This is a genomic window from Sphingomonas sp., assembly GCF_019635515.1.
In the GTDB taxonomy this organism is placed as follows: domain Bacteria; phylum Pseudomonadota; class Alphaproteobacteria; order Sphingomonadales; family Sphingomonadaceae; genus Sphingomonas.
Genome location: NZ_JAHBZI010000001.1, coordinates 1,845,709 through 1,868,840, shown reverse-complemented (window position 1 = coordinate 1,868,840; position 23,132 = coordinate 1,845,709). Strand labels below are relative to the sequence as shown.

Sequence of the window (23,132 nt, the reverse complement as noted above, 5' to 3'; positions counted from 1 at the left end):
GCGGTCCGCGCTCTTCGCTCTCGCGCTCCTCGGGCCCGTCGGCGCCATGGCGCAGGAATCGGAAGAGGATGACGGCTATGAGATCATCGTCTCGGCCGTGCTGAACGACGATGACGGCATCGTCGTTCAGGCTCCGCCGCGCTGCTACGAGCGTGACGGCGATCCGCTCGATGCGGTGCCGGTCGCGCGTGGCATCGGTGAGCAGCGGGTGATCGGAGCGGATGCCGAAGGCATGTTGCGCTGGCGTCAGGATGACGAGCCGCTGCTGGGCCCGGCAATCTGGCAGCGCGCCGGCAATGCGATCGGCGACTATCGCTTCCGCGTACCGGCCGATGCCGACAAGCCGATCTGCATCGGCGCGCGATCGAGCGCCACGCAAGGGTTCGCCCAGTTGCGCCGGATCGTCTCGGCGGAGGGGATGCATGGCCGCTATCTCCATTTCTCGGCGCGGGTATCGGCGCGCAAGGCCGGCATGGTCCGCTTCTGGCTGGCGACGGGCGATGAACGAAACCGCCGTGGCCGGGGCGGGGATACGCGCGACGCGCCGCTGCACGGCACGCATGACTGGCGCACCGTCCATCTCGTCGTCGGGCCAGTGCCCGCCTACGCCAACCATGTCAGCTACGGCTTTCTCCTGCAGGGCCGAGGCGATGCCTGGCTGGCCGATCCCAGACTGGAAGTGCTGACGCGCGAGCAGGCACAGGCAGTCGCCTCGATGCCGATCTCCCGGGTCGGAAATGCCCGCCCGCACTAGAACAATTCGCCCTGCGGCCCGGCGGGGCGCCGGAACAGATCGGTCCGCACGTTGAACCGCTCCTTGTCGAGCCCGTAGCGGCGGCAGGCGAGGAGGAAGCGGGCGCGGAGCAACTCGGACCAGGGGCCTTGCCCGCGCATCCGCGTGAAGAAATCGGGGTCGTTATCCTTGCCGCCACGGATCGACTGGATCGTCGCCATCACCTTGCCGGCGCGATCGGGAAAGTGTGTGTCGAGCCAGGCACGGAACAGCGGCGCCACCTCATGGGGCAGGCGCACCGGCAGGAAGAATGCCGCGCGCGCACCCGCCGCCGCTGCCTTTTCGAGGATATGCTCGATCTCATGATCGGTGACCTGCGGCACGATCGGTGACAGCGACACGAAGGTCGGGATGCCGGCATCGCTCAGCTTGCGGATCGCGGCGAGGCGCTTGAGCGGGTGCGGCGCACGCGGCTCCAGCGTCATCGCGATCTTCGGATCGAGCGAGGTGACCGAGATCATCACCGCCGCCAGCCCCTTGGCGGCCATCGGCGTGAGCAGATCCACGTCACGCATCACCCGGTCGGACTTGGTGGTGATCGTAAGCGGATGATCGCATTCGGCGAGCACTTCGATGCAGCCGCGCGTGATCCGCCATCTGCCCTCGATCGGCTGATAGGGATCGGTGTTGGTGCCGAACGCGATCGCGCGGCAGGAATAGCCGGGCTTCGACAATTCCTCACGCAGCAGGGCCGAGGCATCGGGCTTGGCGAACAGCTTGGTCTCGAAATCCAGCCCGGGCGAGAGATCGTGATAGGCGTGGCTCGGCCGCGCGAAGCAATAGATGCAGCCATGTTCGCAGCCGCGATAGGGATTGACCGAGCGATCGAATGCGATGTCGGGCGATTGGTTGCGGGTGATGATCGTGCGCGGTTTCTCGACCGTGACGGTGGTTCGCGGCGGCGGCAACTCGCCGTCCACCAAGTCGCGATCGTCGAGCCAGTCGCCGTCCGCCTCCGTCGAGGGCAGGTTGAACCGCGTGCTTTCCCGGTTCAGCGTTGCGCCGCGAATGGCCCGATTCTTCGCCATTGCCCGAGGATAGGGCGACGTTTAGAACATAGCAAGAACATGAAGGAGAGATTGCGATGGCGAAGGTCAACTATATCGAGATGCCGGTAAAGGATGTCGCGGGCGCGCGGGACTTTTACGGCAAGGCGTTCGGCTGGAGCTTTGCCAGCTACGGTCCGGACTATGCCGCGATGGAGGGCACTGACGTGGCGGTCGGGCTCAACGGCAGTGACGATCATGCCATCCCGCAATTGCTGGCGCTTGTCGAGGTCGAGGATCTGGAAGGCGCGCTGGAGAGCGTGGTCGCGGCGGGCGGCAGCGTCACCGTGCCGATCTTCGCCTTTCCCGGCGGCCGCCGTTTCCATTTCAGGGACCCGGCCGGCAACGAGCTTGGCGTATTCGTCAACGAGCCCGGCCAGCATTGATTGCCAGCGACCGCGCGCGTGTTAGGCTGCCCGGCAAACCGGGGGATATCATGCGTCTGACCTGCCTTGCCGCTGCCGCGATGCTGCTTGCCGCGCCCGCTTTCGCGCAGGATCGCGCGGCGTGCGGGGCGGGGCAGGTCTGCGCCAGCAACCCCGCCAGCGTCGTCGCGGCGATGGAGAAGGCCAATCTCAAGCCCAAGCTCGGCAAGGACGCCAGTGGCGACCCGCTGATCGAGAGCGAGGGCGCGTCGGCCTATCATTTCGATGTCCATTTCTACGGCTGCGAGAAGGGCAGGAATTGCGATTCGCTGCGCTTCGAAGTGATTTTCGAGAAGGACGCCTCGGCGACGCCCGCGCTCGCCAATAGATGGAATGCGGCGCACCGCTTCATCCAGGCGGCGGTGAAGGACGATGGCCGTTTTGTCATGTCGTACGACGTGCCGACGATCGGTGGGATGAACCCGCGCAATTTCGCCGATGTGCTCGACTGGTGGAGTTCGATGCTGGGCGAGGCGGGGGATTTCTTCACCAAGGAACTGGCGGAGAAGAAGTGAGGGGGAGGGCGCGTTGCTTTTCTTTGTCACCCCGGACGGCAAGCGATGCGATAGAAGCTTTGACGTCAGCGCAAGCGGCTTAGTTAACCCCGGAACAAGTCCCGGGTGATAATTGCGGGATGGAGCGACTGTAGGTTCTAATCCTACTCAGGGAGCCACTACGTTTCCATCAATCGTGGCATCAGCTCGACGAAGTTGCAGGGCTTGTGGCGGATATCGAGCTGGCTTGCCAATATCCCGTCCCACGCGTCGGTGACCGCGCCGGTCGAGCCGGGCAGGGCGAAGATATAGGTGCCGCGGGCGACACCGGCGGTGGCGCGTGACTGGATCGTCGAGGTGCCGATCGATTGATAGCTCAGCCAGCGAAACAGCTCGCCGAAACCGGGGATTTCCTTGTCCCAGACGCGGGCCAGCGCCTCGGGGGTGATGTCACGGCCGGTGACGCCGGTGCCTCCGGTGGTGAGGATCACATCGACCTGGGGGTCGTCGATCCAGGTGTGGAGCTTGCCGACAATCGCCTCGACATCATCGCGCACGATCGCCCGGTCGGCGAGTTCGTGCCCGGCCGTGCTCAACCGCTCGACCAGCCGGTCGCCCGAGCGATCGTCGGCCAAGGTCCGGGTGTCGGAAACCGTCAGCACCGCGATCCGCACCGGGCGGAACGCTTGCGCCGCGTCAATTGCCAAGATCGCCCCGCGACGACAGCATCCGCCCGCCGATCTTCACCGAGGTCGCCCCCGGCATGCCCGGGAATTTGGGCCATAGCCCCTGCGTCAGCGCCTCGCGGCTGGGCGATTTCCGCCGCTCCTGATTTTCATACATCCAGTAGTTGCGCAGCACCGTCATCACATAACCGCGCGTCTCCCAATAGGGGATGCTCTCGATATACAGGAGCGGATCTCCGCCATCCTTGCTCATCGTGTTCCACAGCTGCACCGGCGTCGGCCCGGCATTATAGGCCGCGATCACCTTTGGCAGCAGGCCGCCGGTGAAAGGCTGGTCGCGCAACTGCTCGAGATAGGACTGGCCGATCTCCATGTTGACCGAGGGTTTGGTCAGATCGGAAGCTGCGTAGGTGATGCCCTTGCGCCGGCCGACATCGATCGCGGCACCGGTCTTGACCTGCATCAGACCCATCGCGCCGGCGGCGCTGCGAATCTCGGCGTTGAAACGCGATTCCTGCAGCGTATGGGCGAAGACCAGTGCCTTGTCGACGCGCCAGCCGCCATCGGGTGACCAGTTCGGCGCGGGGTAGCGCGCCGCGACCTGCACCGTCGCGCCCGAGGGGCCGTTGTGCGAAAGCCAGAGCTGGGTGGCGGGCAGGCTGAGGCGCCCGGCTAGGCGGGTAAGCGCGGCATGCTCGGGCGCGTTGGCGCTCAGCTTCGCCTGATAGCGGATGACCTCATCGGCTAGCTGGTTCTCGCCGATCTCGACCAGCGCGGCGGCGACGCGGACGTTCGGACGGCGCTCGAGCGTCTTCCAGTCCTCGGCGATGAACGTCTCGCCGCGCACCGGCTTGTCCTCGATCGCCAGCGCCTGCTTGGCGAGCAACCCGTAAAAGGTCTCGCCATATTGCGAGGCGGCCTTGAGCTTCGTCGACACGCGTTCGGGATGGCCGCACGCCATTTCGGCGCGCGATCCCCAATACAGCCCGGCGGAGCGCAGCTCGGTGTCGGCGGCGCGGGTGGCGACCCGCTCGAAAGACTGGCCCGCGCCTTCGCAGTCCTGTTGGCGCCAAGCGGCCAGTCCCGAGACCCAATCGGCCTGCGCGACCCAGTCGCCCGAGCCCTGCTGCGCGCGCGCGGCGACGCGGCGGGCGTTGGAATCGTCGCCCGAGACATAATAGATCCACGCGACCTTCTGCTGCCATTCGGTGGCGGCATCGGGTGTGAGATTGGTGCCCAGCCGGTCGACCAGCGCTTCGGCCTGGACGCCGTCATCGGCCTTTACAAAGGGCTGGATGGCGAGCGCGATTTCGGTCGCGGCGGTGTCGCTCTTGATCGAGCGCGCGCGCTGGCGCACCGGCGCCCCATCATACCAGACAAGCCGCTGCGCCTGGGGCAGGGCCGGCGTCGTTGTCGCGCCGCGCTTGAGCGCCATGCGACTCAACTGCTCGGCCTGGGGAAGCTCCGGCGCTTCGGAGAGCAAGGCCATCAGCGGTGCGAGCTCCACCTTGGGCGAATCCTTGGCGGTGTAGAGCTCAGCCTTGGCGATCGCGTGCAGCGGGCCGGTCTTCATCGAATCGAGCTGGATCTGCGCGTCCTGCCACTTCTGCTGGCGGATCGCGGCGAAGACGGTCCGGTAGCCGGAGCGCTGCGCGGCATCGAGCTGATCGGGAATGCCGTCGCCATCGCGCAAGGGTGGATTGGGGACGGGCGGATTGGGTGCATCCACTCTCGGGAGAGGACGATCGTCGGCGTGCGCGAGCACGGGAGTCGCGATCAGCGCGGTGGCGGCGAATAGGAGGGTACGCATGGTCACTGGCTTCCCCGGGTCAACAGCAGCAAATGCTTCCAGGCTTCGCTTTTGGCGGCGGGCCGCTCCAACAGGAAGCGGGGGTGATACGACGCCACTACCCGGGTAGTGCAGCCGAAAAGGTTAACATCCGCCGAACCATCCGCCTGCCCGTCGATCAGTTTCTCGGCGGCCTGACCGAACAGCAGCAGCCGCTCCGGCTTGAGCAGGGTCACGTGATGGCGGGCGAGCTGGACCAGCCGGGCCTCCTGCTCGGGCGGGACCCGCCCGGTCAGTGGCCGCGCCACCGCCAGCGAGCCGAGATAGACCGAATCGCGCGTAAGGCCGATCGCCGCGAGCATCCGGTCGAACAATCGCCCGGTAGCATCGCTCATCAGTGTTTCGCGATCCTCGGCGCACGGCATGTCGCTGAAAACCACCATTTTCGCATTGGCCGGGCCGCTTGGCGCGATCAGCGGCGCATGCCATCCGCTTTCGGGGGCGTTCGCGCCCATCCGCCACGCGACGAAATCCTCCAGCGTGGTGGGCAATATCTCGGGCGCCGCCGTTACGGCAGCCGGGGCCGCGACCGTCGCGGGCGCCGCGGCGGGACGCGCGAGCCAGTCGCGGGGTTCGTCCTCCTGCAGCGTCTCCACCCCCGCGTCGCGCCACCATTCCAGTGCGCTCGCAAGCCCTTGCCGCCAATCGTGCAGATGTTCCGCCCCCATACCCGCCTTTCAAACCCTGTTGACGGCGCGGTCAATCTGCCTCCATCGACGCAGGGGACAGGACGTTGCCAGCGCGCGACGACAGGCGCGGGCGGTGTCCCGGACAAGGATTGGCAGGGGAAGTGGTGATGAGCGAACGCGAGTCGATGCCGTATGACGTGGTGATCGTCGGCGCGGGTCCCGCGGGGTTGTCGGCGGCGATTCGCCTCAAGCAGCTCGCGGCCGAAGCGGACACCGAGCTTTCAGTGTGCATCCTGGAAAAGGGCAGCGAGGTCGGCGCGCACATCCTGTCCGGCGCGGTGATCGATCCCAAGGCGCTCGACGAGCTGCTGCCAATCTGGCGTGACGATGATTGCCCGCTGGCGCGCACGCCGGTGACCGAGAACCATCACTGGATCCTGAGCGAGAAGGGCAAATCGAGCTTCCCCGAATTCATGACGCCGCCCTTCCTGCACAACAAGGGCACCTTCACCGGCTCGCTCGGCAATCTCTGCCGCTGGCTGGCGGGCAAGGCCGAGGAACTGGGCGTCGAGATCTTCCCGGGCTTCGCGGCGGCCGAGATTCTCTACAACGAGGACGGCTCGGTGAAGGGCGTCGCCACCGGCGATATGGGCGTCGCTCGCGATGGCACCCACAAGCCCGATTACCAGCCCGGCCTAGAGCTCCACGCCAAATACACTTTCTTCGGCGAGGGCGTGCGCGGGCATCTGACCAAGCAGCTCCAGCGCCAGTTCGACCTGTGCCGCGATGCCCAGCCGCAGGTCTATGGCATCGGCATCAAGGAACTGTGGGATATCGACCCGAAGAAGCATGTTCCCGGCAAGGTCATCCACACCCAGGGCTGGCCGCTCAGGGAAGGCGAGGCCAATGGCGGCGGCTTCCTTTATCATCAGGCCGATGGGCAGGTCGCGCTCGGCTTCGTGGTCTGGCTCAACTACACCAATCCCTATCTCTCGCCCTTCCAGGAAATGCAGCGCTGGAAGACACACCCGGCAATCGCGGAAATCCTGGAGGGCGCCAAGCGCGTCTCCTACGGCGCGCGCGCGATCAGCGATGGCGGCTTCCAGTCGGTGCCCAAGCTGGTGATGCCCGGCGCGGCGCTGATCGGCGACAGCGCCGGCTTCCTCAACGTGCCGCGGATCAAGGGCACACACACCTCGATGAAGAGCGGCATGATGGCCGCCGAAGCCGCGTTCGCCGCGGTGCAGGCGGGGCGCAGCTCGGACGAGCTCGCTGCCTATCCCGAAGCCTATGCGGCGAGCTGGGTCTACAAGGAGTTGCGCGGCGTCCGCAACGTCGTGCCGCTGGTCAAGAAGTTCGGCGATACCTGGGGCACGATAGCCTCGGGCATCGCCATGTGGATGGAGCTGGCGGGGCTGCGCTGGCCGTTCACCATGAAGCATCATCCCGACAATGAGAGCCTGGTCCATGCCAACGAGGCGCGGCAGATCGATTATCCCAAGCCCGATGGTGTGCTGACCTTCGATCGCCTCTCCTCGGTGTTCATTTCGAACACTAATCATGAGGAGGATCAGCCGGTCCATCTGACGCTGAAAGATCCCGATATTCCCATCGGTTACAATCTTCCGGTGTACGCCGAGCCGGCGCAGCGTTATTGTCCGGCAGGCGTGTATGAAGTGGTGGGGGAAGGCGATGATCTGCGGTTCCAGATCAACGCGCAGAATTGCGTGCACTGCAAGACCTGCGATATCAAGGACCCTACCCAGAACATCAATTGGGTGGTTCCCGAAGGCGGCGGCGGCCCCAATTATCCGAACATGTAGCATCGGCCTGATTGCGGCGTTGCCGCTGCTGATCGCGGCGCCGGCCTTTGCGCAGGGATCGACAGCGGCCAATGCGGAATATGTCCGCGCGCGCATCGCCGATGCGGCCGGACTCTCCGGGCCGGCGGTCGCGGCCTATTCGGCCGCGCTTGCCGCCGATCCCGATGACGAAATCCTCGCGATGCGTGCCTATCGCCGGGCGTTATCGGCCGGGGACTACACGCTCGCCAGCCGCGCCGCGGCGGTGCTGGTCCGCGCCGGCAGCGCTCCGCCGGACACCGCGTTGCTGGCGTTCGGCATGGCGCTCAAATCGGGCGATCGCGCCGGCACCGACGCGGCGGTCGCGCGGATCGCGACGGGACCGCTCAATTTCCTTGCCCCGGTGCTGCAGGCCTGGCTCGCGGTCGATCGCCACGAAGACCCGATGCCGTTCCTCGACAAGGCGCGGGATAACCCGTTCGCGATGCGCTACGTCGCCTATCACCGTCCGCTGCTGATGATCGCATCGGGGCGGAGCAGTGACGCGGTGGTGTCGTTATCGGCGCTGCTCGCGCCTGGCGCGGACGAGAATGACGATTTGCGGGTAGACGCGGCGGCATTGTTCGCCGCTTCCGGCCAGCGCAGGCTCGCCGCGCCGCTGATCGCCGCCGACCGCGCCGATTACGCGCTGCTGCGCAAGCAGCTGGGCAAGGGGCCGAAGCCGGGCGCGGTGTTCGGCGCATCGCGGCTGTTCCGCGGCATGGCGCGGGACGTCGCCGCGCAGGAAATTCCCGTCCTCTCGATCCTGTTGACCCGGACGGCCCTGCTGCTCGATCCGGACGACGATCGCGCGCGACTCTGTCTCGCCGAGGCGCTGTCACAGGATGGTGCCGACGCGCTTGCCCTTGCCGAACTGGCCAAGGTACCCGCCGACAGCCCCTGGTACCGCACCGCGCGGGCCGGATCGATCACTGTGCTACAGGCCGCCGGGCGATCCGCCGAAGCGCTGCCGCTCGCCAGGGCGCTGGCCGAGGATCGTGACGCGACCGCCGCCGATTCCCGCACCTATGGCGACGTGCTCGCCGCCAACGCGCAATATGCCGCCGCTGCCGATGCCTATGGCGTGGCGCTGGCCCGTGCCGGCGGCGATGGCGGCTGGGAACTGCATTTTCTGCAAGGCTCGGCGTTCGATCGGGCCGGGCAGTGGGCGCGGGCGTTGCCGGCGTTGAAGCGCGCCGTCGAGCTTGGCCCGGACCAGGCCTCGGCGCTCGAATATCTCGGCTATGCGCAGGTAACGCGCGGCGAGAATTTGGCCGAGGCGCAGGATCTGCTTGAGCGCGCCAGCAAGATTGAGCCCGACGATCCCGGCATTTCGGCCTCGCTGGCCTGGGCCTATTATGTCCGGGGCGACGTTGCCCGCGCGCTGCCCCTGCTCGAAAAGGCGGTGGTGGGCGATCCCGGCGGCGCGCTCAGCAACGAGCATCTCGGCGATGCCTATTGGCGGGTCGGGCGCAAATATGAGGCACGCTACGCCTGGAACGCGGCGGCGATCTATGCCGATGCGGATGCGGCCAAGCGGATCGAAGGCAAGATCGCGGCAGGGCTGTGAGCGAAGGCACTATCGTCGAACCCGCACCGGCCAAGCTCAACCTGGCGCTGCACGTCCGCGCGCGGCGTGGCGACGGCTATCATGAACTGGAGACGCTGTTCGCCTTTGTCGGGTTCGGCGACGCGGTGACCGTTTCCACCGCGGAGTCGGCGAGCTTCGCCGTCACCGGACCCTTCGCGGTGGGCCTGGCCGGCGAGGGAGGCAATCTCGTTACCCGCGCCGCCGCCCGTTTCGCCGAGCGCTTCGGTGGCGGGGCGCATGCGATCACGCTCGACAAGCGCCTGCCCATCGCCTCGGGCATTGGCGGCGGCTCGGCCGATGCGGCCGCCACGCTGCGCGCGCTCGGTCGCCTGCATGGCGTCGCCAACGAAGCGATGTTCGACATCGCCGACAGCCTCGGCTCCGACGTTCCCGCCTGCCTGCTCGGCCGCACCGCGATTGGGCGGGGCAGGGGCGAGCGGCTTGAGCCGGTAACGGGGATGCCGGGCACGCCGGTGCTGCTGGTCAACCTGGGCGTCGCGGTCTCGACAGCCGAAGTCTTCCGCCGCTGGGACGGCATGGATCGCGGTCCGCTCGGAGGCGATTTCCTGAACGGTCGCAATGATCTCGAAGGCCCGGCGCGCGCGATCGCGCCGGTGATTGGCGAAGTGCTCGATCTGCTCGCGGCGCAACCCGGGACGACACTCGCCCGCATGTCCGGCTCCGGCGCCACCTGCTTCGCGCTCTTCGACGAAGACGCACACTGCACCGCCGCTGCGCGAGCGCTCGCCCGGCCTGGATGGTGGGTCCAGAAAACGCATCTTGCCGATTAACCACCTCCCGCAACCGATCCTTCTCATTCCGCCTGTAGAACCGTCGCCAGCGGATCAGACGCCAGGAGCGGGACGTCCGTCGGTGGCCCTTGTCTCGGCAAGCGCCATCCCCGCCGCTTGGCTCTCGTTCGCCAAGCCCCTAATGCCGTCGCATGATTCAGGTCGACCGCGACGGCTTCATCGCCACCATCACGCTTTCCCGGCCACAGGCACGTAACGCGCTGCCGATCGCCGGCTGGCACGCGCTGGCCGAAGCCGCGCGCGAAATCGCCGCGAGCGACGCCCGCTGCGTGCTGCTCCAGTCCGAAGTGCCGGTGGTGTTCTCGGCGGGCGCCGATATCGGCGAGTTCGCCACCTTCGCCGTCACCGACGATGCCGCAAACTTCCGCAAGGCGATGCGCGCGGGGATCGATGCCATCGCCGCGCTGCCGATGCCGGTGATCGCGGTGATCGACGGCGGCTGCTTCGGCGCGGCGATCGCGTTGGTCCTCGCCGCCGACCTGCGCGTTGCCGGCGACGGCGCCCAATTCGCCTCGACCCCCGCCAAGCTCGGCATCGGCTATCCGCGCGAGGATGTCGCCCGCCTGATCGCGCAGGTGGGGAAGGGCAATGCCGCGCGGATGCTGTTCACCGGCGAGATCGTTGAGGCCGCCGACGCACTGGCGATGGGGCTGGTCGAATTGCGTTGGGAAGAGCCCGCCCCGCTGGCGCGCGCGTTTGCCGATCGTATCGCGGCCAATGGCCCGCAGGCGATCCGGCTGCTCAAGCGGACGCTGAACGATCCGGCCGATCCGGTTCTTGATGCGGAGTTTGACGCGGCGTTTACCGGCCCCGAATTCGCCGAGGGATACAAGGCGTTCCGCGAACGGCGCAGGCCCGATTACCCATGACCGAGATCATCCAGGGCAGCACGGAGGATGTTCTCCTCCTCTGCGACCATGCCTCCAACGCCGTGCCCGACGGCATCGACCTGGGCATCGCCCGCGAATTGCTCGATCTCCACATCGCGGTGGATATCGGCGCCGGCCCGCTCACCCGCAGCCTGGCCGCCGCGCTCGATGCTCCCGCGATCCTCGCCACCGTCTCGCGCCTGGTCATCGATCTCCACCGCGAGACCGACCATATCGGCCTGATCCCGCACCGCAGCGACGGCCATCTTATCCCCGGCAACGACAGCGCCGACCGCACCGGGCGCATCGCCCGCTTCCACGCGCCCTATCACCGCATCCTGCGCGATCGCATCCGCGCCCAGCGCCCCGGCCTGATCCTTTCGATCCACAGCTTCACGCCGCGTCTGGAGCATGGCGGCAGCGATCGCCCCTGGCAGGTGGGCGTGCTGTACAATCGCGACACCCGCGCGGCGCACCCGGCGGTGCAGTTCTTTCGCGACGCGGGGTTCGTCACCGGCGATAACGAGCCCTATTCCGGCCGCCTGCTCAACGCGACGCTCAACCGCCATGCCGAGGGGCAGGGAATCCCCTCGATCGCCATCGAAGTCCGCAACGATCTCATCCGCGATGCCGCCGGGGTGGCGGCATGGACGCGAACTTTGGCGGACCTGACAAATAGTTTGCGTAATAGTCTTGCGCGAAACGGCTCTGTCGCGACATAGGCTTGCGCGCCATGACCAATCGATTCGACAAGTCCAAGCTTCCCAGCCGCCATGTTTCGGTAGGACCGGAGCGCGCGCCGCACCGCAGCTATTATTACGCGATGGGCCTCACCGAAGAGGAGATCGCCCGCCCGTTTGTCGGCATCGCCAGCGCCGGCAATGACAGCGCCCCGTGCAACACCACGCTCGACGCGCAGGCCGATGCCGCGCGCAAGGGCGTCGAGCAGGGCGGGGGGATGCCGCGCCGCTTCAACACCATCACCGTCACCGATGGCATCGCCATGGGCCATCAGGGCATGCATTCGTCGCTGGCCAGCCGCGAAGTGATCGCGGATTCGGTCGAGCTCAGCGTCCGCGGGCATTGCTACGACGCGCTGGTCGGCTTCGCCGGGTGCGACAAGTCGCTGCCCGGCATGATGATGGCGATGCTGCGGCTCAACGTGCCGAGCATCTTCGTCTATGGCGGATCGATCCTGCCCGGCCGCTTCCACGGCCGTGATGTCAGCGTGAAAGACGTGTTCGAGGTCGTCGGCCGCCACGCCGCCGGCAACTGCCCGATCGAAGAGGTTCACGCGCTCGAGCGTGTCGCCTGCCCGGGGCATGGCGCGTGCGGGGGACAATATACCGCCAACACCATGGCCTGCGTCGGTGAGGCGATCGGTTTATCCTTGCCAAACAGCAACATGGTGCCAGCACCTTATTCCACGCGTGAACAGATCGCGGTGGCTGCCGGCGCGCAGGTGATGGAACTGCTGGCGGCGAATATCCGCCCGCGCGACATCTGCACGCGCGAAGCGTTCGAGAATGCCGCGCGCATCGTCGCCGCGACCGGCGGCTCGACCAATGGCGGGCTGCACCTGCCGGCGATGGCCAGCGAGGCGGGGATCGAATTCGACCTGTTCGACGTCGCCGAGATCTTCAAGACCACGCCCTATTGCGCCGATCTCCAGCCCGGCGGCCAATATCTCGCGCGCGACATGTACGATGCCGGTGGCGTCTATATGCTGATGAAGTCGCTGCTGGCGGAGGGCTATCTGCACGGCGAGTGCATGACCGTGACCGGCAAGACCCTCGCCGAGAATATCGAGCAGGTGACGTGGAATCCCGACCAGAAGGTCATTTATGACGCCAAGACGCCGATAACACCCACCGGCGGCGTGGTCGGGCTGCGCGGCAGCATGGCTCCGGAGGGCGCGATCGTGAAGGTGGCGGGTCTGCACAATCTCGTTTTCGAAGGTCCTGCACGGGTGTTCGATCGCGAGGAACCGTGCTTCGCCGCGGTCGAGGCGCGGACGATCAGGGAAGGCGAAGTCATCGTCATTCGCTATGAGGGGCCGAAGGGCGGCCCGGGCATGCGCGAAATGCTGTCCACCACGGCGGCGCTATATGGCCAGGGGATGGGCGAGAGCGTCGCGCTGATCACCGATGGCCGCTTTTCCGGCGCCACGCGCGGTTTCTGCATCGGCCATGTCGGTCCCGAAGCCGCCGATTGCGGCCCGATCGCGCTGGTCGAGGATGGCGACATCATCCGCATCGATGCCGAAACCGGCACGATCGACCTGCTGGTCGATGAGAGCGTTTTGGCCGAACGCCGCGCCCAATGGCGGCCGCGCGTCAACAACTATCAGGCGGGTGCATTGTGGCGCTATGCGCAGAACGTCGGCCCGGCTTATAAGGGCGCGGTAACGCACCCCGGAGCCAGCGCCGAAACCCATGTCTACGCGGATATATAGCAGTCTGTTACTGGTGTTTGTTCTCACGGCGTGTGAACAGGCGGACCTCGTGCCGAACAAGATCGCCGAGGCCAGACAGGAAGCGCACAAGGAAGCGGTCAAAAAGGCCGATGGCCGGATCGAGTGCGCGCCGCCGGGTCATGACGGCTTCGCCTATTCGTGCGCGATCGACATGGTGCAGTCGCAGGACGGGCTGTTCCTCACCGTGCGCCACCCCGATGGCGGGTTTCGCCGGCTGCTGGTGACGCGCGACGGGCGCGGGGTGGTTGCCGCCGACGGTGCCGAGCAGACCGTGGTCACCGCGCTCGCCCCCGATCTGATCGAGGTCGCGATCGGTGGCGCGCGCTATCGCTTGCCCGCGACCGTCCGCCAGCCCGCAGCGAAGAAGTGAGTCCCGCCAGCGCCCCGATCGTAACCGCGGCGCAGATGCGTGCCGCCGAGGAAGAGGCGTTCCGCTTCGCCACCCAATTGGAGGTGATGGAGCGGGCGGGCGCGGCCGTCGCCCGCGAAGCCGCCCGCTTCGCGCTGGGGCGGCCGATCCTCGTCCTTGCCGGCCCCGGAAACAATGGTGGCGATGCCTATGCGGCGGCGCGTCTCCTCAAGGAACGGGGCCATGACGTCACGATCGCCGCCTGCGGCCACCCGCAGACCGACGCGGGGAAGGCGATGCTGGAGGCGTGGGGCGGTCCGGTATCGTCGCTGTACGAGGCGCGCCCGCGCCCGGTTTTGATCGACGGCCTGTTCGGCACCGGGCTGACGCGGCCGCTCGAGCGTGGCATCGCCGCGGTGTTCGCCGAGCTGGTCAGTGCCGCCGAATTCCGCCTCGCCATAGACCTTCCCTCCGGCATCGAGACCGATAGCGGCGAGGATCTCGGCGCGCGGCGGATGGACGCGACGCTGGCGCTGGGCGCGCTCAAGCCGGCGCATGTGCTGGGGCGGGGGCTGGAATGCAGTGGCCATGTGTTGCTCGCCGATATCGGCGTGCCGGTGCAAAGCCATTGGCGCACCGTCGCGCGGCCTGTGCTCAGGGCGCCCGGCGCGCAGGATCACAAATATAGCCGGGGCATGGTCGTGGTCGTCGAGGGCGCCATGCCCGGCGCGGCGCGGCTCGCGGGGCGCTCGGCGCTTGCCGGGGGCGCGGGCTATGTCGTGATCGCCGGACCCGAAGCGCCGGGCGGTCCCGATGCGCTGGTCCATCGTGCCATGCATGGCGGCGACGATCTCGGCGATCTGCTGACCGACGACCGCATCGGCGCGGTGGTGATCGGCCCCGGCCTTGGCCGCGACCGCCGCGCGGAAGCACTGCTCAAGGCGGCTTTGGCCTCGCAGCGCCCGCTGGTGCTCGATGGCGATGCGCTTAGCCTGCTCGGCAAATCCGCCGCCGCATGGCTCCAGCGACGCACTGCGCCCGCCTGGCTGACGCCGCACGCGGGCGAGTTCGAGCGGATTTACGAGGGCGAAGGCAGCAAGATCGACCGCACTCTCGCGCTGGCGGCGGAGGGCCGCGCGACCGTGATCCACAAGGGCGCGGATACGGTGATCGCCAGCCCGCGCGGCGAAGTGCGGGTGCTGGCGGGAAGCTCGCCCTGGCTCTCCACCGCGGGCACCGGCGATGTGCTGGCAGGGCTGCTCGGCGCACGGGTGGCGGCGGGCACCGCTCAAGCGGCGGAGGCGGCGGTGTGGCTCCATGCCCGCGCCGCATGGCTTGCCGGCCCCGCTTTTGTCGCGGATACGCTGATAGAACGGCTTGGCGAGGCAACCTCAGAATGTCTGTGAGCGATGATACCATCGTCCGTGTTGCCGGGCGGGGTGAGGGCGTCACCGCCGACGGTCGCCATGTCCCCTTCACCGCGCCGGGCGACCTGATAAGCGCCGGGGGTGTCATCACCCCGGGGCCGCATCACCAGACACCTCCCTGTCGCCATTTCCCCGAATGCGGCGGCTGCCAGCTCCAGCACCTCGATGACGCGAGCTGGAGCGGGTATCTCGTCGATCGCATCGCCGGGGCCTTGGCGGCACACAAGCTCGAGACCGAGATTCGCGCGCCCTTGCTGTCGCCGCCCAGGACGCGCCGCCGCGCGACGCTCCATGCCGAGCGGCGCGGGCGCCAGGTGCATCTCGGCTTCACCGGGCAGGGCAGTCACCAGATCATCGATCTGCAGGAATGCCATGTGCTCGCGCCTGAACTGTTCGCGCTGGTGGCGCCGCTGCGCGGGCTGCTCGCGGCGCTGATTCCCAACACGCGACGGATCAACGTCCATCTTGTCCAGACCGATCAGGGCCGCGACGTGCTGATCGACGGGCTCGATGCCGAGGGACTGGCCGCCGCGGAGGCGCTCACCGCCTTTGCGGGCCGGCACAAGCTGGCACGCCTGTCGATCGATGAGGGCTTTGGCGCCACCGCGCGCTGGGAGCCCGAGCCGGTGACGGTTACGCTCGGCGGGGTGCCGGTGCCGTTTCCCGCCGGCAACTTCCTCCAGGCGACGCCGGAGGGCGAGGCGGCTCTGGTCGCCACGGTCTGCGAGATCGCCGCCGATGCCGGCACCATCGCCGATCTGTTCGCCGGGCTCGGCACCTTCACCTTCGCGTTCCCCAGGGCGAGGGTCTATGCCGCGGAAGCGGCGCGCGACCCGATCATGATGCTCAAATCGGCGGCCGCGCTGGCCAGGCGACCGGTCTTCGCCGATCACCGCGACCTGTTCCGCCGGCCGGTCTCCAGCGCCGATCTGGGCAATTTCAACGCCGTGATCATCGATCCGCCCCGCGCCGGGGCCAAGGAACAGGCGGTGGAGATCGCCGGATCGAAGGCCCCTTCGCTCGCCTATGTATCGTGTAATCCCGGTACGTTCGCCCGTGATGCCGAGATTCTGTGCGAGGGTGGCTACAAGCTCGACTGGGTCCAGCCGGTCGGCCAGTTCCGCTGGTCGACGCATGTCGAGCTGGCCGCGAAGTTTAGTCGGTAGGATAGTCCGCGCGCAGGAAGAACAGGCCGTCCGAGGGCGCGTTGAGCCCGAGGGCCGTGCGATCCTTCGCCTCCAGCGCCGCCGTCATGTCGTCCGGCGACCATTTGCCCTGACCGACCAGCGCCAGGCATCCGACCATCGAACGCACCTGATGGTGCAGGAACGAGCGCGCCGAGGCGAAGACGCTGATCCGCTCGCCGATCCGCACCACGTCGAGGCGGTCGAGCGTCCGCAGGGGGCTGTCCGCCTGGCAATGCGCCGAGCGGAAGGTGGTGAAGTCGTGCCGGCCGACCAGCCGCGCCGCGCCCTCGGCCATCGCCGCGGCGTCGAGATCGCCGGGAATCCGCCACGCCAGCCCTTTCTCCCAGGTCAGCGGTGCCCGCCGCTCGACGATCCGGTATTCATAGTGGCGCGCCACACAGGAGAAGCGGGCATGCCAATCGTCCGCCACCTCGACGCAATCTAGGATCGCAACCGGATTCGGCCGCAAGCGCGCGTTGAGCGCTTCCATCAGCCGGAACGGGGTGATCGCCCGCTCCACGTCCATATGCGCGCGCATGGCCTGTGCATGGACGCCGGCGTCGGTGCGCCCGGCGGCATGACAGGCGGCGCGCTCGCCGGTGATCGTGAAGGCGGCCTCCTCGATCGCCTGCTGCACGCTCGGCCCATGATCCTGCCGCTGCCAGCCCATGAAGGGGCGGCCGTCATATTCCACCGTCAGCGCGAACCGCGTCAAAGCCGGGTGCCTGTGGGGATTTGGAAGCCGCGGAGAAAGTCTCGCGCCGTCATGACGCCACGGCCCGCACGCTGAACGAGCGTGACGCGGATCGCCCGATCGCCGCACGCGATCGCGAGCCGGTCGTCGATCACGGTTCCGGGAAATGCTTCCCCGTCGATCACTTCGGCTTCGAGAACGCGGAAGCGCTCACCCGCAAGTTCGAAGAATGCGCCGGGCGCGGGGTTGAAGGCACGGACCTGCCGTTCGACATCGATCGCCGGCCGCTGGAAATCGAGCTGTGTCTCGGCCTTGTCGATCTTGGCCGCATAGGTGATCCCGGCATCGGGTTGCGGTGCGGGGGGATAGGCTGCCGGATCGGCGAGGACTTTCACCATCAGTTGCGCACCGACGGAGGAAAGGGCGTCGCCCAACTGCCCGGCCGTCTGGGAGCCGATGGGGGTCCGCCATTCGGCGAGCACCGGCCCGGTATCGAGCCCGGCCTCCATCTGCATGATGCCGACGCCGGTTTCCGCATCGCCGGCCAGGATCGCGCGCTGGATCGGTGCCGCGCCGCGCCAGCGCGGCAGCAGCGAGCCATGGACGTTGAGGCAGCCGAGCCGCGGAGCCGCCAGCACCGGCCCGGGCAGGATCAGGCCATAGGCGGCCACCACCGCGACATCGGCGCCCCACGCGGCAAATTCCGCCTGCGCCTCGTCATTGCGAAGCGACACCGGCGTCCGCACCGCGATCCCTAGCGCCTCCGCCCGCGCCTGTACCGGCGACGGCGCGATCTTGCCGCGGTTGCCCCGCCGCGGCGGCTGGCTGTACGCCGCCACGACGTCATGCCCGGCCGCGACCAGCGCCTCCAGCACCGGCACGGCAAATTCGGGCGTTCCCATGAAGACGATCCGCATCGTTTCTCCCAAGCGCTTGGCAGAGGCGGGCGCAAGCCCCTATGTCATGCCGCATGGCCTCCCACGAGATCGAAGCGCTCACCCAAGCCCTGTCGCGGCTGCCCGGTCTCGGCCCGCGTTCGGCCCGCCGCGCGGTGCTGCATCTGCTCAAGAAGCGCGAGACCGCGCTCGATCCGCTGCTCGCCGCCCTGGGCGCGGTCAGCCAGAAGCTCGCCACCTGCGGCATCTGCGGCAATGTCGATACCACCAATCCCTGCGCGATCTGCGCCGATCCGCGCCGCGACGCCCGCGCGCTCTGCGTGGTCGAGGAAGTCGCCGATCTCTGGGCATTGGATCGCTCGCGGCTGTTCCCCGGCAAGTTCCACGTCCTTGGCGGGCGCCTGTCCGCGCTCGAAGGCGTCCGTCCCGAGGATCTCCGCATCGACAGCCTGGTCGCGCGCATCTCCGCCGGCGGGGTCGACGAAGTCGTTCTTGCCATGAATGCCACGCTCGAGGGCCAGACCACCGCGCACTACGTCGCCGAGCGGCTGGAAACCTACCCCGTCCGCATCACCCAGCTCGCCCACGGCCTGCCGGTCGGCGGCGAGCTCGATTATCTCGACGAGGGCACGCTGGCCCAGGCGCTGAGAGCGAGAAGGCCGGTTGCTTGACGCTCTTTGGGCGCGCACCTAAATCGCACCCATGGCCATCCTACCCATCGTCGAAGTTCCGGATCCGCGTCTCCGCCTGATCTCCACGCCCGTGGAGACGGTCGACGACGAACTCCGCGCACTGATCGACGATATGTTCGACACGATGTACGACGCCCCCGGCATCGGCCTTGCCGCGATCCAGGTCGGCGTGCCCAAGCGCGTCGTCGTCATGGATTTGCAGGAGCAGGAGGACGAAGAGGGCAAGCCGATCCGCGAGCCACGCGTCTTCATCAATCCCGAAATCCTCGATCCCGCCGAAGAGCAGTCGGTCTATACCGAAGGCTGCCTGTCGGTCCCCGAGCAGTTCGCCGATGTCGAACGTCCCGCGCGTTGCCGCGTGAAATGGCTGGACGAGAAGGGCGCGGCGCATGACGAGACGTTCGAGGGCCTGCTCGCCACCTGCATCCAGCATGAGATGGATCATCTCGAAGGCATCGTTTTCATCGATCACCTGTCGCGGCTGAAGCGCGACATGATCATGAAGAAGCTGACCAAGGCGCGTAAGGCCGCGGCTTAGGCTTTGCCGTGCTCCTGCGAAAGCAGGAGTCCAGGGTAATGGAGCGAACGGTTTGCGCCCCTAGGCTCCTGCTTTCGCAGGAGCACTTGCTTCCTCGTACTTGCACTTCTAGGTTCGCCTTCTGTTCCAGGAGGCCGAATTGGATCTGCTCGTTCTCGCCATCGCGGTCGCCGGCCTCGTCATCGCCTTCACGGTGGGGCTGTTCCTCGGCGGACGCCCCGCCGCGCAGATGCGCCGCGAGCGCGACGCCCGCGAGGCCGATTTCAAGGCATCCGCCGCCGATCTCGCCCGCGCCCAGATCGAGCTGGCGACGCTCAAGGCCGAGACCACCGGTCTCGAATCGCGTTTCGCCGAGCTCGCCGGCCGCATCCTCGGCGAGACCCAGAAGAATTTCCTCGACCGCGCCGATCAGCGTTTCGCCCAGGCGGGCGAAAGCAACGAGGCGCGGATGAAGGCGCTGCTCGCGCCGGTGCAGGAGACCCTCAAGCGCTATGAGGAGGGCCTGACCAATGTCGAGAAGGAGCGCGTCGGCAGCTATCAGGCGCTGCGCGAGGCGGTGCAATTGCTCCATGCCGGCCACACCCAGGTCCGCGACGAGACCGCCAAGCTGGTCAATGCGCTGCGCGCCAGCCCAAAGGCGCGCGGGCGCTGGGGCGAGCAGAGTCTCAAGAACGTCCTCGAACAGGCCGGCCTCTCGCAGCATGCCGATTTCCAGACCGAAGTCTCGGTCAACACCGATGACGGCCGCCTGCGCCCCGACGTGATCGTGCGCCTGCCGGGCGGGCGCAAGCTGGTGATCGACGCCAAATGCTCATTGAACGCCTTTCTCGATGCCAGCGAAGCGCATGATGAGAACAGCCGCGCCGCGCACCTCCAGCAACATGCCGCCGCGATCCGCCGCCACGCCGAGCAGCTCGGCTCGAAGAATTACTGGGCGCAGTTCGGCGACGCGGCCGATTATGTGATCCTGTACATCCCCGGCGAGCATTTCCTTACCGCCGCATTGGAGCAGGACGACGGCCTGTGGGAATGGGCGTTCGAGCGCCGCGTGCTGCTCGCCACCCCGACCAACCTCGTCGCCATCGCCCGCACCGTCGCCAGCGTCTGGCGGCAGGAGCGCCTTGCCGAGGAAGCCGCCGAGATCGCCCGGCTCGGCAAGGAACTGCATTCGCGCCTCGCCACCATGGGCGCGCATATCGCCCGGGTTGGCCGCAATCTCGAACAAGCCAGCGGCGCCTATAATGCGATGGTCGGCAGCCTAGAGAGCCAGGTGATGACCCAGGCCAAGCGCTTCGAGGCGCTGGAAGTGTCGAGCGGCGCCAAGGAGATCGAACCGCTGCCGATGGTCGAGACCGCGATCCGGCCGCTCACCAAGATGGCCGCATTGTCCGCGAGCGAAGCGGTTGAGGAAGCCGCGGAATAGGTCATGCGCCGCCCGCGACACACCAGTCTGCCACCGCCCTATCTGAAGCGCGTCTGGCTCGATCCGGAGTTGCCGCTGAACCGCACGGTCTATCCGTTCTGCCTGCCGTTGTTCCGCAGCGAATTCGACCTGCATTTCGACAACCCGATCACGATCATCGCCGGCGAAAACGGCGTCGGCAAATCCACCTTGCTCGAAGGCATTGCCGTAATGGCCGGGTTCGACGAGTCCGGCGGCGGCCCGGGCTATCGCGCCGTCGATAATTCGCGCGCCAGCGAGGTAAGCGGTGCCTCTTTTGGCCGCTTCCTCAAGGCGAGCTGGCTGCCGAGGATCGGCCAGGGCTGGTTTTTCCGCGCCGAAAGCTTCTTCTCGGTCGCGCGCTATCTCGACGAAGCCGGGTCGGCATCGGCCGACTATCTGTCGCATTCGCACGGCGAGGGTTTCCTGCGCTTCTTCGAGGAGCGCTGCACCCGGCCCGGCATCTTCCTGTTCGACGAGCCCGAATCCGCGCTCTCGCCGACCCGGCAGTTCGATTTCCTGAAGGTGCTGCGGACCATGCAGCGCGAAGGGCGGAGTCAGGCGATCGTGGTCACGCATTCCCCGATCCTGATGGCGTTGCCCGGCGCGCGGCTGCTGAGAATGGGGAAATATGGGCTCGAACCTGCCGAGCTTGAGGACACCGATCATTTCCGGATGATTCGCCAGTTCGCGCTCGATCCGCACGGCCTTGTCGCGGATATGCTCGAGGATTGATCGGGCTGTCGCCGTCGAACCTATTGAGGAAGCCGCGGATTAGGTTAAGCATCCCGATGGGCACGAAGGGGAGATGATGATGCGGTACGCGATTGCTTTTCTGCTGGGCGCGGCGGCCGCGTTTCCCGCGCAGGCGCAGGACGCCGCGGCGGCCAAGACCAAGGCGGATCCGCGAGACGCCAAGGTCCTCGAAGCCATCGCCGCGCTCAAGGCGTCGGATGCCAAGGGCGCGCTCGCCATCGTCGATCCGGTTATCGCCTCGTATGAGCGTGATTATCCCGCCTCGGGGCGGACCGTCGTCTGCGCGAGCGACACCAGCCAGATGCTGATGGGGCTGGCCGGCAGCGCCGCCGCCAGGAAGGACGTCGTCGCGCTGAATGGCAGCTGGTGCTACGCGCTCTGGGCCAAGGGCTATGCGCTGGTCGAGCTGGGCCGCCTCGAGGAGGCCGTGGCGCCGCTCACGCGTGCCACTATCATGATGCCGACCAATGCCCAGTTCCTGACCGAGCTTGGCTATGTCCACCAGACGCTCAAGCACTGGAAGGAATCGAACGCCGCTTATTACGCGGCGATCGAAGCCGCGAAGCGCAACAAGGACGAGGCGTCACGCAATCTCTCGTTGCGGCACGCGTGGTTCGGGATCGGCTATAACGATATCGAGCTCGGCAATTTCGATGACGCCGAAAAGCACATGAACGAGGCGCTGAAAGCCGCCCCCGACGATCAGAAGGTCAAGGAGGAGCTCGAATATATCCGTCAGCGGAAGGGCAAGCGCAGCTAGGCTTGCCCTTCGCCTCGATCAGCGCCGGCCGCTGCGCTCAAGCGACAGCGAAGTGCCGCGCCGCGTGGACAGCACGATCTTGCCCGAATGGTTGCTCGACACGGTCAGCCGCTCGCCCAGGATCTGCAGCACCTGCATCTCCTGCCGGTTCGCCAGCGGACTGGCGCATGCCATCTTGGTGCTGGCGAGCGGCCCGGCGGTCAGGCGGCCGCGGGCGAGCTCGAAAACGCCGGTGAAGCGGTTGCAGCTGGCATTGCCGCTGATCCGGGTGCCATTGAAAACCACGGTGGGCGCGGTGCCGTAGACCGGGCGGCGGCCGTTGATCATCGCGATTCGCCAATTGCCTTCGATCAGCGAAATTCCGGGGCCGGGGCCGGGGCCGGGGCGAGGGGCGGGGGCCATGGTGCCGCCGCCGCAGCCGTCGTAACGGCGGCCATCGACGGTGACGGTCACCGTATCGCGATAGATGCGGTCGCTCATCCCGTCGCTGCACTGCTTGTGGACGGTGTTCACGCCGATCCGCCGTGTCTGCCAGATCTCGCCGGCGAAACCGTGGATCACTTTCGGCGTCGCCACGGACACGGGGCGCTGGCCCGGCGCTTCGAAGGTCATCGTCTGTGCGCCGATCGTCAGCGACCAGAATGGCTCGGTGCCGCTGGCGCGATAGGCTTCCTGCGCCAGCGCGGGCGTGGCGGCGGAACCCAGCATCAGGGCGGCGGCAATCAGCGTCTTCATCGTGTCATCTCCTTGAAGCCTCGCAATCGGCTACCGCCGCTGAACGCACGGTGGCCGCTTTGTTTCGCTGCCGTTCAGAGATTTGGCCGCGGCGGGGAAGGGATACGCGACGAGAATGCGATGGTGGTAATGTAGGATTTCATCTG

At 67.2% G+C, this 23,132-nt stretch carries 24 protein-coding genes; 17 read left to right on the top strand and 7 right to left on the bottom strand.

Annotated elements, in window-relative coordinates:
• Positions 1–46: 46 nt before the first annotated feature.
• Positions 47–754, top strand: coding sequence for a hypothetical protein (locus KF730_RS09425; RefSeq protein WP_294094210.1), 708 nt, complete (start codon positions 47–49; stop codon positions 752–754).
• On the opposite strand, the gene KF730_RS09420 is transcribed toward KF730_RS09425, so the two are convergent.
• Positions 751–1,821, bottom strand: coding sequence for a PA0069 family radical SAM protein (locus KF730_RS09420; protein WP_294094209.1), 1,071 nt, complete (start codon positions 1,819–1,821; stop codon positions 751–753). The two genes, KF730_RS09425 and KF730_RS09420, sit on opposite strands and share 4 nt — an antisense overlap.
• 56 nt (positions 1,822–1,877) lie before the next feature.
• Between KF730_RS09420 and KF730_RS09415 the strand changes: the two genes are divergently transcribed.
• Positions 1,878–2,225 (top strand): VOC family protein, encoded by a 348-nt coding sequence (locus KF730_RS09415; RefSeq protein ID WP_294094206.1) that lies wholly within the window; start codon positions 1,878–1,880, stop codon positions 2,223–2,225.
• Positions 2,226–2,275: 50 nt separating this feature from the next.
• On the top strand, positions 2,276–2,779 hold the full coding sequence (locus KF730_RS09410) for a YbjN domain-containing protein (RefSeq protein ID WP_294094204.1): 504 nt from the start codon (positions 2,276–2,278) through the stop codon (positions 2,777–2,779).
• A 158-nt stretch (positions 2,780–2,937) separates the two neighbouring features.
• Here the strand turns inward: KF730_RS09410 and moaB are convergent, their stop codons facing one another.
• From moaB to KF730_RS09395, 3 genes are read right to left on the bottom strand one after another with little or no spacing between them, the layout of a single operon-like run.
• Entirely contained in the window at positions 2,938–3,465 is a 528-nt protein-coding gene (gene moaB, locus KF730_RS09405) for a molybdenum cofactor biosynthesis protein B (RefSeq protein ID WP_294094202.1), read from the bottom strand.
• Entirely contained in the window at positions 3,455–5,254 is a 1,800-nt protein-coding gene (locus KF730_RS09400; RefSeq protein WP_294094200.1) for a lytic transglycosylase domain-containing protein, read from the bottom strand. Before KF730_RS09400 ends, moaB begins: the two co-directional genes overlap by 11 nt.
• Positions 5,255–5,256: 2 nt before the next feature.
• Complete coding sequence (locus KF730_RS09395) at positions 5,257–5,961, bottom strand: uracil-DNA glycosylase family protein (protein ID WP_294094198.1); 705 nt, start codon at positions 5,959–5,961, stop codon at positions 5,257–5,259.
• A 128-nt stretch (positions 5,962–6,089) separates the two neighbouring features.
• Here KF730_RS09395 and KF730_RS09390 point away from each other — a divergent pair, with 128 nt between their 5' ends.
• The 9 genes from KF730_RS09390 to KF730_RS09350 all read left to right on the top strand — a co-directional run bounded on the left by KF730_RS09390 (position 6,090) and on the right by KF730_RS09350 (position 16,453).
• Positions 6,090–7,745, top strand: coding sequence for an electron transfer flavoprotein-ubiquinone oxidoreductase (locus KF730_RS09390; RefSeq protein WP_294094195.1), 1,656 nt, complete (start codon positions 6,090–6,092; stop codon positions 7,743–7,745).
• Positions 7,746–7,764: 19 nt separating this feature from the next.
• The gene (locus KF730_RS09385; protein WP_294094193.1) at positions 7,765–9,333 is read left to right on the top strand and encodes a tetratricopeptide repeat protein; all 1,569 of its coding nucleotides are present in this window, start codon (positions 7,765–7,767) and stop codon (positions 9,331–9,333) included.
• A complete protein-coding gene (locus KF730_RS09380; RefSeq protein ID WP_294094191.1) occupies positions 9,330–10,145 on the top strand; it encodes a 4-(cytidine 5'-diphospho)-2-C-methyl-D-erythritol kinase in 816 nt (271 codons plus the stop codon). Before KF730_RS09385 ends, KF730_RS09380 begins: the two co-directional genes overlap by 4 nt.
• Positions 10,146–10,297: 152 nt before the next feature.
• On the top strand, positions 10,298–11,035 hold the full coding sequence (locus KF730_RS09375; RefSeq protein ID WP_294094189.1) for an enoyl-CoA hydratase/isomerase family protein: 738 nt from the start codon (positions 10,298–10,300) through the stop codon (positions 11,033–11,035).
• The gene (locus KF730_RS09370; RefSeq protein WP_294094187.1) at positions 11,032–11,757 is read left to right on the top strand and encodes an N-formylglutamate amidohydrolase; all 726 of its coding nucleotides are present in this window, start codon (positions 11,032–11,034) and stop codon (positions 11,755–11,757) included. Before KF730_RS09375 ends, KF730_RS09370 begins: the two co-directional genes overlap by 4 nt.
• Positions 11,758–11,768: 11 nt before the next feature.
• A complete protein-coding gene (gene ilvD / locus KF730_RS09365) occupies positions 11,769–13,490 on the top strand; it encodes a dihydroxy-acid dehydratase (RefSeq protein WP_294094186.1) in 1,722 nt (573 codons plus the stop codon).
• Between the two features lie 49 nt (positions 13,491–13,539).
• Positions 13,540–13,881 carry a hypothetical protein gene (locus tag KF730_RS09360; protein ID WP_294094185.1) on the top strand — a complete coding sequence of 114 codons (342 nt, stop codon included), beginning with the start codon at positions 13,540–13,542 and terminating at the stop codon, positions 13,879–13,881.
• Positions 13,878–15,266 (top strand): NAD(P)H-hydrate dehydratase, encoded by a 1,389-nt coding sequence (locus KF730_RS09355; RefSeq protein WP_294094182.1) that lies wholly within the window; start codon positions 13,878–13,880, stop codon positions 15,264–15,266. Before KF730_RS09360 ends, KF730_RS09355 begins: the two co-directional genes overlap by 4 nt.
• A complete protein-coding gene (locus tag KF730_RS09350; RefSeq protein WP_294094180.1) occupies positions 15,257–16,453 on the top strand; it encodes a class I SAM-dependent RNA methyltransferase in 1,197 nt (398 codons plus the stop codon). The genes KF730_RS09355 and KF730_RS09350 overlap by 10 nt, the downstream gene beginning before the upstream one ends.
• Here the strand turns inward: KF730_RS09350 and truA are convergent.
• Positions 16,443–17,189, bottom strand: a complete 747-nt coding sequence (truA, locus tag KF730_RS09345) for a tRNA pseudouridine(38-40) synthase TruA (RefSeq protein WP_294094177.1) — start codon at positions 17,187–17,189, stop codon at positions 16,443–16,445. The two genes, KF730_RS09350 and truA, sit on opposite strands and share 11 nt — an antisense overlap.
• On the bottom strand, positions 17,186–18,085 hold the full coding sequence (gene fmt / locus KF730_RS09340) for a methionyl-tRNA formyltransferase (protein WP_294094173.1): 900 nt from the start codon (positions 18,083–18,085) through the stop codon (positions 17,186–17,188). Before fmt ends, truA begins: the two co-directional genes overlap by 4 nt.
• A 53-nt stretch (positions 18,086–18,138) precedes the next feature.
• On the opposite strand from fmt, the gene recR reads away from it, so the two are divergent.
• From recR to KF730_RS09315, 5 genes are all read left to right on the top strand, one after another.
• Entirely contained in the window at positions 18,139–18,735 is a 597-nt protein-coding gene (recR, locus tag KF730_RS09335; RefSeq protein WP_294094170.1) for a recombination mediator RecR, read from the top strand.
• A 31-nt stretch (positions 18,736–18,766) separates the two neighbouring features.
• The gene (gene def / locus KF730_RS09330) at positions 18,767–19,294 is read left to right on the top strand and encodes a peptide deformylase (protein ID WP_294094167.1); all 528 of its coding nucleotides are present in this window, start codon (positions 18,767–18,769) and stop codon (positions 19,292–19,294) included.
• Between the two features lie 139 nt (positions 19,295–19,433).
• Positions 19,434–20,717, top strand: a complete 1,284-nt coding sequence (locus KF730_RS09325; RefSeq protein WP_294094164.1) for a DNA recombination protein RmuC — start codon at positions 19,434–19,436, stop codon at positions 20,715–20,717.
• 3 nt (positions 20,718–20,720) lie between these two features.
• Positions 20,721–21,470, top strand: coding sequence for an AAA family ATPase (locus tag KF730_RS09320; RefSeq protein ID WP_294094162.1), 750 nt, complete (start codon positions 20,721–20,723; stop codon positions 21,468–21,470).
• A gap of 79 nt (positions 21,471–21,549) precedes the next feature.
• Complete coding sequence (locus KF730_RS09315; RefSeq protein WP_294094160.1) at positions 21,550–22,251, top strand: tetratricopeptide repeat protein; 702 nt, start codon at positions 21,550–21,552, stop codon at positions 22,249–22,251.
• A gap of 18 nt (positions 22,252–22,269) precedes the next feature.
• Here the strand turns inward: KF730_RS09315 and KF730_RS09310 are convergent, their stop codons facing one another.
• Positions 22,270–22,986 carry an META domain-containing protein gene (locus KF730_RS09310; RefSeq protein ID WP_294094159.1) on the bottom strand — a complete coding sequence of 239 codons (717 nt, stop codon included), beginning with the start codon at positions 22,984–22,986 and terminating at the stop codon, positions 22,270–22,272.
• Positions 22,987–23,132: the final 146 nt, after the last annotated feature.

Coding starts and splice junctions, on each gene's coding strand:
- KF730_RS09425 (WP_294094210.1), top strand. CDS start 47: ATGGCGCAGGAATCGGAAGAGGATGACGGCTATGAGATCATCGTCTCG.
- KF730_RS09420 (WP_294094209.1), bottom strand. CDS start 1,821: ATGGCGAAGAATCGGGCCATTCGCGGCGCAACGCTGAACCGGGAAAGC.
- KF730_RS09415 (WP_294094206.1), top strand. CDS start 1,878: ATGGCGAAGGTCAACTATATCGAGATGCCGGTAAAGGATGTCGCGGGC.
- KF730_RS09410 (WP_294094204.1), top strand. CDS start 2,276: ATGCGTCTGACCTGCCTTGCCGCTGCCGCGATGCTGCTTGCCGCGCCC.
- KF730_RS09400 (WP_294094200.1), bottom strand. CDS start 5,254: ATGCGTACCCTCCTATTCGCCGCCACCGCGCTGATCGCGACTCCCGTG.
- KF730_RS09395 (WP_294094198.1), bottom strand. CDS start 5,961: ATGGGGGCGGAACATCTGCACGATTGGCGGCAAGGGCTTGCGAGCGCA.
- KF730_RS09390 (WP_294094195.1), top strand. CDS start 6,090: ATGAGCGAACGCGAGTCGATGCCGTATGACGTGGTGATCGTCGGCGCG.
- KF730_RS09375 (WP_294094189.1), top strand. CDS start 10,298: ATGATTCAGGTCGACCGCGACGGCTTCATCGCCACCATCACGCTTTCC.
- KF730_RS09370 (WP_294094187.1), top strand. CDS start 11,032: ATGACCGAGATCATCCAGGGCAGCACGGAGGATGTTCTCCTCCTCTGC.
- ilvD (WP_294094186.1), top strand. CDS start 11,769: ATGACCAATCGATTCGACAAGTCCAAGCTTCCCAGCCGCCATGTTTCG.
- KF730_RS09350 (WP_294094180.1), top strand. CDS start 15,257: ATGTCTGTGAGCGATGATACCATCGTCCGTGTTGCCGGGCGGGGTGAG.
- fmt (WP_294094173.1), bottom strand. CDS start 18,085: ATGCGGATCGTCTTCATGGGAACGCCCGAATTTGCCGTGCCGGTGCTG.
- recR (WP_294094170.1), top strand. CDS start 18,139: ATGGCCTCCCACGAGATCGAAGCGCTCACCCAAGCCCTGTCGCGGCTG.
- def (WP_294094167.1), top strand. CDS start 18,767: ATGGCCATCCTACCCATCGTCGAAGTTCCGGATCCGCGTCTCCGCCTG.
- KF730_RS09320 (WP_294094162.1), top strand. CDS start 20,721: ATGCGCCGCCCGCGACACACCAGTCTGCCACCGCCCTATCTGAAGCGC.
- KF730_RS09315 (WP_294094160.1), top strand. CDS start 21,550: ATGCGGTACGCGATTGCTTTTCTGCTGGGCGCGGCGGCCGCGTTTCCC.
- KF730_RS09310 (WP_294094159.1), bottom strand. CDS start 22,986: ATGAAGACGCTGATTGCCGCCGCCCTGATGCTGGGTTCCGCCGCCACG.